Annotated in this window: 12 protein-coding genes; 8 read left to right on the plus strand and 4 right to left on the minus strand. The window is 44.9% G+C overall.

What is annotated here, in order from left to right:
- Positions 1-121: 121 nt before the first annotated feature.
- Together nhaR and J8Z23_RS02620 are read left to right on the plus strand one after the other, a co-directional pair.
- Positions 122-1,012 carry a transcriptional activator NhaR gene (gene nhaR / locus J8Z23_RS02615; RefSeq protein WP_005381942.1) on the plus strand — a complete coding sequence of 297 codons (891 nt, stop codon included), beginning with the start codon at positions 122-124 and terminating at the stop codon, positions 1,010-1,012.
- Positions 1,013-1,301: 289 nt separating this feature from the next.
- Positions 1,302-1,604, plus strand: a complete 303-nt coding sequence (locus tag J8Z23_RS02620) for an ArsR/SmtB family transcription factor (RefSeq protein ID WP_005397309.1) — start codon at positions 1,302-1,304, stop codon at positions 1,602-1,604.
- Positions 1,605-1,910: 306 nt separating this feature from the next.
- Here the strand turns inward: J8Z23_RS02620 and rpsT are convergent, their stop codons facing one another.
- Entirely contained in the window at positions 1,911-2,171 is a 261-nt protein-coding gene (gene rpsT / locus J8Z23_RS02625; RefSeq protein WP_005381938.1) for a 30S ribosomal protein S20, read from the minus strand.
- 305 nt (positions 2,172-2,476) lie between these two features.
- Here rpsT and murJ point away from each other — a divergent pair, with 305 nt between their 5' ends.
- The 6 genes from murJ to ispH all read left to right on the plus strand — a co-directional run bounded on the left by murJ (position 2,477) and on the right by ispH (position 10,098).
- Positions 2,477-4,039 carry a murein biosynthesis integral membrane protein MurJ gene (murJ, locus tag J8Z23_RS02630; RefSeq protein WP_046873949.1) on the plus strand — a complete coding sequence of 521 codons (1,563 nt, stop codon included), beginning with the start codon at positions 2,477-2,479 and terminating at the stop codon, positions 4,037-4,039.
- A 70-nt stretch (positions 4,040-4,109) separates the two neighbouring features.
- Complete coding sequence (gene ribF, locus J8Z23_RS02635) at positions 4,110-5,045, plus strand: bifunctional riboflavin kinase/FAD synthetase (RefSeq protein WP_046873948.1); 936 nt, start codon at positions 4,110-4,112, stop codon at positions 5,043-5,045.
- Positions 5,046-5,109: 64 nt separating this feature from the next.
- Complete coding sequence (gene ileS, locus J8Z23_RS02640) at positions 5,110-7,938, plus strand: isoleucine--tRNA ligase (protein ID WP_167426875.1); 2,829 nt, start codon at positions 5,110-5,112, stop codon at positions 7,936-7,938.
- A gap of 73 nt (positions 7,939-8,011) precedes the next feature.
- On the plus strand, positions 8,012-8,521 hold the full coding sequence (gene lspA, locus J8Z23_RS02645; protein WP_012842131.1) for a signal peptidase II: 510 nt from the start codon (positions 8,012-8,014) through the stop codon (positions 8,519-8,521).
- A gap of 156 nt (positions 8,522-8,677) precedes the next feature.
- Positions 8,678-9,109, plus strand: coding sequence for an FKBP-type peptidyl-prolyl cis-trans isomerase (fkpB, locus tag J8Z23_RS02650; RefSeq protein ID WP_012842130.1), 432 nt, complete (start codon positions 8,678-8,680; stop codon positions 9,107-9,109).
- A 23-nt stretch (positions 9,110-9,132) separates the two neighbouring features.
- Positions 9,133-10,098 carry a 4-hydroxy-3-methylbut-2-enyl diphosphate reductase gene (gene ispH, locus J8Z23_RS02655; RefSeq protein WP_167713382.1) on the plus strand — a complete coding sequence of 322 codons (966 nt, stop codon included), beginning with the start codon at positions 9,133-9,135 and terminating at the stop codon, positions 10,096-10,098.
- Between the two features lie 46 nt (positions 10,099-10,144).
- On the opposite strand, the gene J8Z23_RS02660 is transcribed toward ispH, so the two are convergent.
- From J8Z23_RS02660 to J8Z23_RS02670, 3 genes are all read right to left on the minus strand, one after another.
- On the minus strand, positions 10,145-10,618 hold the full coding sequence (locus J8Z23_RS02660) for a low molecular weight phosphatase family protein (RefSeq protein WP_124009012.1): 474 nt from the start codon (positions 10,616-10,618) through the stop codon (positions 10,145-10,147).
- 71 nt (positions 10,619-10,689) lie between these two features.
- Complete coding sequence (btsR, locus tag J8Z23_RS02665; protein WP_006743107.1) at positions 10,690-11,418, minus strand: two-component system response regulator BtsR; 729 nt, start codon at positions 11,416-11,418, stop codon at positions 10,690-10,692.
- Between the two features lie 31 nt (positions 11,419-11,449).
- Positions 11,450-13,120 (minus strand): sensor histidine kinase, encoded by a 1,671-nt coding sequence (locus tag J8Z23_RS02670; RefSeq protein WP_005397519.1) that lies wholly within the window; start codon positions 13,118-13,120, stop codon positions 11,450-11,452.
- Positions 13,121-13,239: the final 119 nt, after the last annotated feature.

Genomic DNA, 13,239 nt, shown 5'->3' on the forward strand with positions numbered 1-13,239 from the left:
TAATTTTATATATTCGGTAAAACTTATGTTTTTGTAATGTATTGTATGGTTTTGTCGAGTTTATTGTTTGTCTCTGTCACATTTGGTATAAAAAGCATCACTTTCTTTTCGGGACTTGATCATGTCACATCTAAACTACAACCATCTATATTATTTCTGGATGGTGTGCAAACAGGGCTCTGTAACTAAAGCGGCCGATGCGCTTTTCCTAACACCGCAAACCGTGACAGGGCAGATTAAAGCGCTTGAAGAACGCATGAAAGGAAAGTTAACCAAACGAAATGGTCGTACAGTTGAGCCAACTGAGTTAGGGCAACTTGTTTTTAAGTACGCCGACCGAATGTTTGGTTTGAGTTATGAGATGTTAGATATCGTCAATTACAGTCAGCACTCGAACATTCTGTTTGAAGTTGGCGTAGCCGATGCGTTATCTAAGCGCTTGGTCAGTAAAGTACTAATGACGACTGTCCCGGAAGATAACAGTATTCATTTACGCTGTTATGAGTCAACCCACGAATTGCTACTTGAACGACTGTCTCAGCACAAGCTGGATATGATCCTCTCGGATTGTCCCGTTGACTCAACTCAAAGCCCTGGCCTTTATAGCAAAAAGCTAGGTGAGAGCAGCATGAGCTTTTTCGCCTCTTCTGAAATTGAAAATGTGCGTTTTCCTGAGATTCTGGAACAGAAAAAACTTTTGATTCCTGCAAGCCGAACAGCAATGGGGCGTAAGGTTATTCAGTGGTTTGATCGTCAAGGTCTTCAGCCTAATGTGTTGGGAGAATTTGATGATGTCGCGTTGATGAAGGCTTTCGCACGGTACCACGATGATGTGATTTTCTTGGCGCCGACCGTATACATGTCGGAGATTGAGGACGACCGAAATCTACAGCTAATTGGTCATGTCGATGGGTTAAAAGAAGAGTACTACGTGATTTTTGCGGAACGAATGATCCAACACCCAGCGGTAAAAAATGTTTGTGATGCTGATTTCAGTCAAATGTTTGAGTAAACCCGTATCGTTGCGCAAATAAATAGATTACTATCAATAAAAATATAATTCTAAATAATACCTAAGTAACTCAAGATACTTGTTTTAGTGAGCAAAACTATTAATTATTGATGGCGCATCAATTCTCCACTTTGGTGGATAATATTGGTGTATCACTAACAACTAAATTAGAGGTTCTAATAATGAAGACTCTGGAAGTGTATCTTGATTTTCTTAGATATATAAATCAGTGCAACACAACAAGCTGGCCAGGGTTGGAATAAGTAAGTTGTAGCTAGAGGTCCAACACATGAATCTACAAGAAATGGAGCAGAACTCCGCAAAAGCCGTCGTGTTGCTCAAAGCGATGGCAAACGAGAGACGCCTACAAATCCTTTGTATGCTGCATAACCAAGAGCTGTCCGTGGGAGAGCTGTGTGCAAAGTTAGAGCTAAGCCAGTCGGCATTATCTCAGCATCTTGCTTGGCTTCGCCGTGATGAGCTAGTCACGACAAGGAAAGAAGCACAAACCGTGTACTACACATTAAAGAGTGATGAAGTGAAAGCGTTAATAAAAACACTGCATAGTCTTTATTGTGCTGAAAGCGCTTAGCGTTAATTACATATACCTAATATATCGTTCATTTTAGGCTGTGAGTCTAACTCGTTGGAATATTTGAGAGTGGCGTTAAACTTTTGATGGTAGAGTTGCTGCGCATCGACCAATTTGCTTTGTTCTCAAGTGTTTTATTGGTGCTTTCCAGTTTGAGCTTTATAAGGTAAATAAGCTGATGCCTTTGAATAGGCGTGCAGAAAAAAGAAAAGCTGGCATTGCCAGCTTTTTTATTAAGAAAATTTTGTAGATATAAAAAAACCGACACAAGGTCGGTTTTTTCTTCACTGTAAAATCAGGACTCTATTAAAGAGCTTTGATTTGTGCAGCGAAACGAGACTTATGGCGAGCTGCTTTATTCTTGTGAATAAGGCCTTTAGTTGCCATGCGGTCTAGGATAGGTGTAACTACAGCGAATGCAGCAGTTGCAGCTTCTTTGTCGCCTGCTTCGATAGCAGCAACAGTTTTCTTCATGTAAGTACGCATCATTGAGCGACGGCTAGCATTGTGCTGACGACGTTTCTCAGCTTGGATAGCGCGCTTCTTAGCAGATTTACTATTTGCCAAGGGTCTAACTCCCAAAAACTTAGTTCTGTGACAATTTAAGGGCGAGGAATATCCCTCATTTGCGCTTAAATGTCAAATGATTTGTGCAAAAACCGATCTAAGCCAAAACAAATTTTGGTAAGAGAGGTTATCGCGGTTAAGATGGCGGGGATTCTAACAGCATTTTTATACCAATGCTAATAATTATCCGCGAAAGGCACACTTATTCCTTACAACCCGCGGATAGATTTTTGACGTCTATTTACAGCACCTGTCAGAGAAACAGTATAGGGTTAGCTGTCTTATGGTGATATTCCGAGGTTACAGTGAGTAAACGACTACTCAAGTCTGGCATGATCGTCAGTGCTATGACATTTATTTCCCGCGTTCTTGGCCTAGTTCGTGATGTTGTAGTGGCAAATTTAATGGGGGCAGGAGCAAGCGCAGACGTCTTTTTCTTCGCCAATAAAATTCCTAATTTTTTACGACGTTTGTTTGCTGAAGGTGCTTTTTCCCAAGCGTTTGTACCTGTTTTAACGGAAAGCCATGCTCAAGGCGACATGGATAAAACTCGGGAGCTCATTGCTCGCGCGGCGGGTACGTTAGGGGTGATAGTCTCGATTGTTACCATTTTAGGTGTCCTAGGCTCCGGCGTGGTCACTGCTGTGTTTGGTTTTGGTTGGTTCCTTGACTGGATGCATGGTGGCCCGGCTGCAGCAAAGTTTGAGCTTGCTAGCGTGATGCTCAAAATCACCTTTCCCTATTTATGGTTCATTACCTTTGTCGCTCTATCGGGCGCTATCCTCAATACATTAGGTAAATTTGCTGTCTCCTCCTTTACCCCTGTTTTCCTCAATGTGATGATTATTTTGGCGGCGTGGTTTATCTCGCCGCAAATGGAAATGCCAGAAATAGGGCTTTCCATTGGTGTTTTCTTAGGTGGTTTGGTCCAGTTCTTATTCCAAATTCCCTTCCTTATTAAAGCAGGTGTCATGGTTAAGCCAAAATGGGGCTGGCGCGATCCGGGTGTAGTGAAAATCCGCACTTTGATGATCCCCGCTTTATTTGGTGTATCGGTCAGTCAGATTAACCTGTTGTTTGATACGTTCATCGCCAGTTTTTTGCAAACCGGTTCGATTAGCTGGCTATATTACTCAGACCGCTTATTGGAATTTCCTTTAGGTCTGTTTGGTATTGCGATTGCGACTGTGATTTTACCCGCGCTTTCACGTAAACACGTTGACGCACAAAGTGAAGGCTTCGCGCAAACCATGGATTGGGGGGTGCGCATGGTGATCTTGCTTGGCCTTCCTGCAATGCTTGGTCTGATGGTACTGGCAAAACCTATGCTGATGGTTCTGTTTATGCGAGGTGAATTTTCTCCTCAAGACGTACATCAAGCATCATTGTCGCTTTTTGCCTACGCTTCAGGTTTGTTGAACTTCATGCTGATTAAGGTGCTCGCGCCAGGTTATTACTCGCGTCAAGATACTAAAACGCCAGTAAAGTACGGCATCATTGCGATGGTGACCAACATGGTATTTAACGCAATTTTTGCGTACTTTTATGGTTACGTTGGTTTGGCTATCGCGACGGCACTTTCGGCGTTTGTGAATATGGCATTGCTGTATCGTGGTCTACATATCGCAGGGGTATACCAAATCACCAAACGAACCGTCTTCTTTATTATACGTTTGGTTATTGCAGGTGCGGCGATGGTGGCTGCGATCTTATGGCAATTGGAAGACATGTCAGTGTGGCTAGATTGGAGCTTTGCTCACCGCAGCGGTGTACTAGGAATGTTGATCGGTCTAGGAGCCGTGGTTTACCTAGTAGTTCTATTTTTAACTGGTGCACGCTTAAAAGACCTAAAAGCTGGGACAGACTAAGGGTGATTAGTATATAATCCGTCAGTTTCACACAGTGTAAAGTAAAAACAGAGGCAGAAAGCAGTATCCAATGGAACTGATTAGAGGCATTCACAATATCACCCCGCGACATCATGGTTGCGTGCTGACTATTGGCAATTTCGATGGTGTCCATAAAGGCCATCAACAAGTATTGCAGCAAGTGTCTGAGCAAGCGGACAGGCTATCATTGCCTTCTGTTGTGATGACCTTTGAACCTCAGCCGATGGAGCTGTTTGCCAAAGATAAGGCACCTGCACGGTTGACGCGATTACGCGATAAGTTCGTGCAATTGAGTAAGCTCGATATTGATCGCTTGCTCTGCGTCAATTTCAATCGTCATTTTGCAAGTTTAACCGCGGAAGAATTTATCCGTGACTTGTTGGTCGAGCGTTTGGGTGTTAAGTTTCTTGTCGTTGGTGATGATTTCTGCTTTGGCAAAGGCCGTACAGGTAACTTTGCAATGCTGCAGGAAGCGGGGGAAAAGTACGGTTTTGATGTCGTGAGTACCCAGAGCTTTTGTTTACAACAATTACGTGTCAGCAGTACGGCTATCCGTCAAGCGCTGGCGCGTGACGATTTGCATTCCGCGCAACAGATGCTGGGAAGAAACTACAGCATCAGCGGTCGTGTTTCTCACGGAAGAAAGCTGGGAAGAACGATAGGTTTTCCTACTGCGAATATTCCTTTGAAACGCTGTGTTTCTCCGGTTTCCGGAGTCTATGTTGTTCAAGCGCTTGGCTTAGGAAATAAGCCAATTGGCGGTGTCGCTAATATTGGTCAAAGACCGACTGTCAATGGCGTTCGCCAGCAGTTAGAAGTACACTTATTCGACTTTCATGCCAATTTATATGGCAAGCAACTAGAAGTGGAACTTTTGCATAAACTTCGAGATGAGCAAAAGTTTGAGTCGTTTGAAGCACTTAAACAACAAATCGAATTGGATGCTGAAGCAGCAAGGGTGTGGCTGCGTCAGCTTAAGCGTTGAGCGGTTTATTCCACCGTTCAACATAATGTCTAATTTTCGCCCAATATAACGGAATTAAGAATCGATGAGTGAGTATAAAGATACCCTGAACTTACCTGAAACAGGGTTTCCAATGCGCGGCAACCTGGCCAATCGTGAGCCAGAAATGCTTAAGCGTTGGTACAAAGAAGATCTTTACGGTGAAATCCGTAAAGCTAAGAAAGGCAAAAAGTCATTCGTATTGCACGATGGCCCTCCTTACGCAAATGGTGACATTCATATTGGTCACGCACTAAACAAGATTCTTAAAGACATTATTATTAAATCCAAAACACTTTCAGGTTTTGACGCACCTTACATTCCTGGTTGGGACTGCCACGGTCTACCTATTGAATTAATGGTAGAGAAAAAAGTAGGCAAGCCAGGCCAAAAAGTGACGGCAGCAGAATTCCGCGAGAAATGTCGCGAATACGCTGCAGGTCAGGTTGAAGGTCAGAAAGAGAGCTTCAAACGCCTTGGTATCATGGGTGAGTGGGACAAGCCATACCGCACTATGGATTTCGCAACTGAAGCGAACATTATTCGTGCTCTTGGTAAGATCGCAAGCAATGGTCACCTGCTAAAAGGTTTCAAACCTGTTCACTGGTGTACAGACTGTGGTTCTGCTCTTGCTGAAGCGGAAGTAGAATACAAAGATAAAGTATCGCCATCTATCGACGTTCGTTTTAAAGCGGCTGACGAAGCGGCACTGTTGTCTAAGTTTGAGCTGACTGAAGGCCATGAAGGTAAAGGCGATATCTCTATTGTCATCTGGACGACAACTCCTTGGACGCTTCCTGCGAACCGTGCTGTGTGTCTACGTGATGACCTTGAGTATGTACTTATCCAAGTTGAAGGCGAGCAACCTGAACGTATCATCGTTGCTGCTGAGCTGGCGAAAGACGTAATGGACCGTGCTGGTATCGAGCATTTCCATAACCTTGGTTTTGCGAAAGGTGCGGATCTAGAGCTTTCTCAGTTCCAACACCCATTCTACGATTTCACTGTACCGGCGATCCTAGGTGATCACGTTACGACTGATTCAGGTACTGGTGTTGTTCACACTGCACCTGGTCACGGTCAAGAAGACTTCGCGGTTGGTAACAAGTACAACCTAGAAGTAGCAAACCCAGTTGGTTCAAACGGTGTTTACCTACCAGATACAGAGCTATTTGCTGGTCAGCACGTATTTAAAGCGAACGATGCGGTAGTAGAAGTACTGAAAGAAAAAGGTGCACTACTACACCACCACGCTTACGAGCACAGCTACCCACACTGTTGGCGTCATAAGACTCCAATCATCTTCCGTGCTACGCCTCAATGGTTCGTATCTATGGACCAAGCTGGCCTACGTGCTAAAGCACTAGAGTCAATCAAGAACGTAGAGTGGATGCCTGAGTGGGGTCAAAGCCGCATCGAAGGTATGATCGAAGGTCGCCCTGAGTGGTGTATCTCTCGTCAACGTACTTGGGGTGTGCCAATTGCTCTGTTTGTTCATAAAGAAACAGCAGAACTTCATCCAAACACGCTAGAGCTGATCGAGAAAGTCGCTAAGCTGGTTGAAGAGAAAGGCATCCAAGCATGGTGGGATGTAGATGCCGCTGAACTACTAGGTGCTGACGCTGACCAATACGAAAAAGTACTAGATACGCTAGACGTATGGTTCGATTCAGGTGTCACTCACTTCTCCGTTGTTGATGCTCGTGAAGAGTACAACGGCAACAGTGCAGACCTATACCTAGAAGGTTCTGACCAACACCGTGGTTGGTTCCAGTCTTCTCTAATTTCATCTATCGCGATGAAAGACGAAGCGCCTTACAAACAAGTACTGACACACGGTTTCGTGGTTGATGGTCAGGGTCGTAAGATGTCTAAATCTATCGGTAACGTGGTTGCGCCAAAAGACGTAACTAACAAGCTAGGTGCTGACATTCTTCGTCTATGGGTTGCTTCAACAGACTACACTGGTGAAGTTGCGGTTTCTGATGAAATCCTAAAACGTAGCGCAGATGCTTACCGTCGTATCCGTAACACAGCGCGTTTCTTCCTTGCCAACCTAAGCGGCTTCAACCCTGAAACAGACATCGTTCCTGTTGAAGAGATGGTTGCGCTAGATCGCTGGGCAGTTGGTCGTGCGCTAGCAGCACAAGAAGAGATTGTTAAAGCATACGAAGAGTACAACACACACGGTGTGACTCAGCGTCTAATGCAATTCTGTTCGATCGAAATGGGCTCTTTCTACCTAGACGTAATTAAAGACCGTCAGTACACAGCAAAACGTGGCGGCAACGCTCAACGTAGCTGTCAGACTGCACTTTACTACATCGTAGAAGCGCTAGTTCGTTGGATGGCGCCAATCATGTCGTTCACTGCAGATGAAATCTGGAACGAAATGCCAGGCGAGCGCGACAAGTTCGTATTCACTGGTGAGTGGTTCGACGGTCTATTCGGCCTTGCTGAAGGTGAAGAGCTGAACAATGAATTCTGGGCTGAGATCCAAGCGGTTCGTGGTGCAGTAAACAAACTTCTAGAAGATGCGCGTAAAGAGAAAACCATCGGTGGTGCACTACAAGCTGAAGTGACTCTATTTGCTGATGACGCTTTAGCGGCGAAGATCAACAAACTTGAAGATGAACTGCGCTTTGTTCTACTAACCTCTGCGGCGAAAGTTAAGCCTCTAGGTGAGAAGACTGATGCAGCACAAGCCACGGATATCGAAGGCTTGTTTGTTGAAGTAGCAGCAGCTGAAGGCGAGAAGTGTGATCGTTGTTGGCACCACACGCCAGACGTAGGCACAATTGAAGGTCACGAGAAAATCTGTGGTCGTTGTGTGTCTAACGTAGAAGGCGAAGGTGAAGTACGTAAATTCGCGTAATTGCCTAGAACGACTGAACTTTTTTTAAAATTAACAGCCCCAGTATTTACTGGGGCTGTTTGTAGGTAAAGTAATGAGTGAAAAAGCACTGTCTTTAAAGCAATCTGGTATTCGCTGGTTATGGTTAGCGGTGGTTATCTTTTTAGCTGATATTGGCATTAAGTATGTTGTAATGAACAACATGGGATATGGCTGGGCAAACCGCATAGAAATTTTGCCATTCTTTAATCTTTTGTACGTGCATAACTATGGTGCTGCTTTTAGCTTTTTGAGTGATCAAGCGGGCTGGCAACGTTGGTTATTTACAGGTATTGCTTTTATCGTTACAGGTCTTTTGACTTACTGGATGAGCAAACTACCAGCGAAAGAGAAATGGAATAATATTGCTTATGCCATGATTATTGGTGGCGCAGTAGGCAATGTATTCGACCGAGTAATACATGGGTTTGTCGTAGATTATTTGGACTTTTTCTGGGGTAATTATCACTGGCCAGCGTTCAACCTTGCAGACATGACGATCTGTATTGGTGCCGCGATGATTATTCTTGACGGCTTTCGAAAGAAAGACGAGGCGAAAGCCTAAGTAGTGGCAGTGTATATTGCGAAAAGTTGAATAACCCTAAGCGTCGCCCGTTGATTCGGGCGACGCTTTTTATTATGTTGGAGCGCCAATCAGCACATCAATGTATAAAAAGACCAAGCTGACAGCGTAATAACCCAAGAACAAGGAAGCAGTAACGTGACAACAATAACCAATGAATCTGTAGTAACCCTCCACTTTACGATTAAAATGAAAGACGGATCGGTTGCGGATAGTACTCATAACATGGGTAAACCAGCGAAATTTGTTATGGGTGATGGCAGCTTGAGTGAAAACTTTGAGCAGTGCTTGATAGGCTTAGAAACAGGCGCCCAAAAAGCGATTGAGTTAAAAGCAGAAGACGCGTTTGGCATGCCAAACCCAGACCATGTACACCATATGGATCGCACTAAGTTTGTAGGTGATGCAGAAGTAGAAGTGGGTACAATCATGGCGTTCAGTGGTCCTGATGGCATGGAAATCCCGGGCATTATTACAGAGATTGCTGGCGATTCAGTCACTGTGGACTTCAACCATCCTCTAGCGGGACAAGACGTGACTTTCGAAGTTGAAATTTTGTCAGTAGAATAGCGAACCCAATAAAGATAATTTCCATGAGCAATGAAATGAAAATCCTATTAGCTAACCCACGCGGCTTTTGTGCTGGTGTAGACCGTGCGATTAGCATCGTAGAGCGTGCGCTAGAGATGTATCAGCCACCGATTTATGTTCGTCATGAGGTGGTGCATAACCGTTTTGTAGTTGAAGGGCTAAAACAACGTGGCGCTGTCTTCGTTGAAGAGCTGCATGAAGTGCCAGACAACAACATTGTGATTTTTTCTGCTCATGGTGTATCGCAGGCGGTTCGTCAGGAAGCCAAGCAGCGAGATTTGACGGTATTTGACGCGACGTGCCCGTTGGTAACCAAAGTTCATATGGAAGTAGCGCGAGCAAGCCGCCGCAATATGGAAGTGGTTCTGATTGGTCACGCAGGTCACCCTGAAGTGGAAGGCACAATGGGGCAGTACGCGAGTGAAACCGGTGGTATGTACTTGGTTGAAACTCCAGCCGATGTTGAGAAACTGAAGTCGATTGTGAAAGATCCATCTGATCTTCATTACGTAAGCCAAACGACACTTTCTGTAGATGAAACTGCCGATGTTATCGAAGAACTACGCCGCGTCTTCCCAGATATCCAAGGACCACGTAAAGACGATATCTGTTACGCGACACAAAACCGCCAAGATGCCGTACGTGAATTAGCGGGTGACGTAGATGTGATGGTTGTGGTGGGTTCTAGAAACTCATCAAACTCTACACGCCTTAAAGAGCTAGCTGAAAAGCTAGGGACACCAGGTTACTTAACCGACTGTCCGGAAGATATCAAACCTGAATGGTTCGAAGGCAAAACGAAAGTAGGTGTGACTGCGGGGGCATCTGCTCCGGAAGAGCTCGTTAATCAGATTCTAGAGCGAATCAAAGAACTCGTCGGTGCCGAAGCGGTCGATGAAGTGCTTGGTCGTGAAGAGAATATGTTCTTTGAAGTACCCAAAGAACTGCAAATCAAGCAAGTGGATTAATCTCCATTTATCGAATATTCAAAAGGCGACCAGTGGGTCGCCTTTTTTACATCTCTCTCAGTTCATTTAGGTAATCACGAATTTGGTCTTTCCCTAAACCATCGATAATCATATCGGACATCTTCGTGATTCTTCGCTCAAGCGACTGAGCAACCCTTTCGCAATGTGCGTACACCTCTTCATCAGAACCTTCAGTCGGAAAGGCATCGACTTGCCAGTTTACTCGAACGCCACCCGCAAGCCACTGAGGAGCTGCCTCTTGATGTAAAGAGTCACAGAGAATAATAACGATGTCAGGAAGAAACTGAGTTCGCTCTTCCCATGAGTGGGTGTGGATATGTGGAATGGGAAGTTGGTGGTCATCTAAATATTTTTGCACCACCGGGTGAACTTTGCCTGTGGGATGAGAGCCACCGCTGGCGACACTAAAATCTGCTGGCAGGATATGGGTTGCGATCGACTCAGCGAGCACACTTCGTCCAGCATTGTGCTTACATATGAACAAAACTTTATACATCATCGCCTCGTCTTTTCGGAGCGTCTTATTTATACGCTAGCGGAAACTCAGCGGTGATGTGTGAACTTTTTGTGTTAGTGGCTAATGCCCAGCATCTCTTTGAGCACTTTAAGGTAGCGGCGGCTTACTGGTATCTCAAAGCCAGTTTTGGTGATGATTTCTGCTAATCCGTTTTCGAGTAATTTGATTTCGCTGATGGCCTTAATACTGACTAAGTATTGGCGATGACAGCGTACCAGTGGGGTTTTCTCTTCTAGGGTTTTTAATGTCAGTTGAGTGCTCGCGGCTTGGCTGGTGGAGCGTACATGCACGCCGCTGATATCACTGTAAGCACATTCTACCGTGTCGGTGGCCATGATCACGATACGGTTGTGCCCGATGCACGGAATCTGATCTAAAGTATCGGGCGTAATAGCAGACAGTTGTTGAGTTAGGGCGGATTGACTAATGACTTTATTTAGCCGTTTGACCGTTTTGGTTAAACGGCATGGGTCGACAGGTTTGAGCAAGTAATCAAAGGCGTTGTCTTCAAACGCTTGAATTGCATACTGGTCGTAAGCCGTGACAAAAACCACATAAGGCATGGTTTCTGGATCAAGCATTCCAAGTAGTTCAATCCCAGTGACTTGAGGCATTTGGATATCGAGAAACACCACATCAGGTTTGAGCTCATTGATTTTTTTTAGACCAAGGATCGCGTTTGAGGCATTGCCCACCACTTCAACTTGGCCTGTTTCATCCAATAACTCTGTCAGCTCTTCACGAGCAAACTGTTCATCATCAATGACGAGTGCGGTTAACATCCAACATTACCTTTATTGCTTCTGCGTGCTTTTATGATTTTGGGGGAATGATAAAGCTCATTTTAGTAAATTGATGTGGCTCGCACGTAATTTTTAGCGATGCATCACGCCCAAATTGATTAGTGAGACGTTTGTCGACAATTTCCAAACCTAGCCCGGAGTGGTTTTCTTTTGGCGGTTCAAAACTGCCTGCATTGTCTTCGACAGTAATCAAATGACCTTGTGGGTGTGCTTCGCTGTATATATGAACTTTACCACCTTCAAGCATGTTTGAAATGCCGTGCTTAATGGCATTCTCAACCAAAGGCTGGAGTGTAAAGCTTGGCAATTTGATGTCCAGCAATTCAGGCTGAATATCGATTTCAACCTCTAAGCGGTCCGTAAAGCGGGCTTTCTCGATGCTCAAGTAAGAGTTCACATGTGCTAGCTCTTCTTTTAGCGTCACGGTATTAATGTTTTGCTTTAAATTGCTACGGAAAAAGTGCGATAAATTTTGGATTAACTCACGTGCTTTATCAGGATCACGACGAGTAATCGCACTAATGGTATTGAGTGCATTAAACAAAAAATGTGGATTCACCTGAGCGTGAAGCAGTTTGATTTCTGCTTGAGCGAGTAAGGCTTGTTGTTGTTGGTAGTCGCCATACAAGATTTGGCTAGAGAGAAGCTGAGCTATCCCTTCCGCCATTGACATGTTGGCCGTAGAGAACAATTTACGCTTCGGTTCATAGAGCTTAATGGTACCAATGACCTCTTTTCCCGCACGCAGTGGGATGATCAGCGCGGAGCCAAGTTTGCAGTCTTTTGCGATGGAACATTGGTATGGACGTTCTGCGCCATCAAGATAAATGATGTCGTTTTTCTCCATGGAGTCTAATGTGCTTTGCGATGAAATCGGCGTGTTCGGTTTATGGTGATCATCGCCAATGCCCACAAACGCCAAGATTTTTTCTTGGTCGGTAATCGCTACAGCGCCCACTTTGGTTTCTTCATAAATAATACGCGCGATTTTCTCAGCGTTTTCGGTGTTGAAGCCGTTGCTTAGAATTCCCACTGAGCGATCAGCAATGGTGAGTGCTCGACGCGAAAACGTCGCAGAAAACTTTTCAAAGATCGCTTTTCTGTCTTGCAGGATACTCATGAACAATGCCGCACCAAATGAGTTCGCGATGATCATAGGCGCTGCAATAGCGGACACCAGTTCATAGGCTTGATCAAAAGGTTTCGCGACGGCGAGCAGCAAAATCATTTGCACCACTTCTGCAACAAACGTGACGCTGAATACAACGCTTGGATTAAACAGCAATGCGCCTTTATTTCGCTTGATAAGGTAAACGTGGAGCAAGCCACCAATTACGCCCTCGGCGGTGGTTGAAATTGCACAGGCTAGGTCAGTAAAGCCACCAAGAGAGTATCGATGGATGCCACCAGTAAATCCGACGGCGAAACCTACCACTGGGCCACCAAACAGCCCGCCCATGACCGCGCCGATCGCGCGAGTATTGGCAATAGCGTCGTTGATATGCAGACCGAAATAGGTGCCGAGAATACAAAAGCCAGAGAAGAGTACGTAACAAATTAGGCGGTGGCTTAAGCGCGAAGAAATACTCAGCAAAGGTAAGATGATTGGCGTTTTACTTAGCATGTAAGCCAAAACTAAGTACACACACATCTGTTGTAAAAGGGAAACGACCAGTTCCATAGTGAACCTAACCTAGAATCAATGTTGTTATTGTATACCTAAGTCACCTCAAGATACTTGGCTCAGATAAATAAAGACACCTAAATACATGGCGCTGCGCTCCGAGTTCTGAATCTTAA

This window comes from Vibrio sp. SCSIO 43086 (genome assembly GCF_051132235.1).
GTDB classification, from domain to species: Bacteria; Pseudomonadota; Gammaproteobacteria; order Enterobacterales; family Vibrionaceae; genus Vibrio; species Vibrio diabolicus.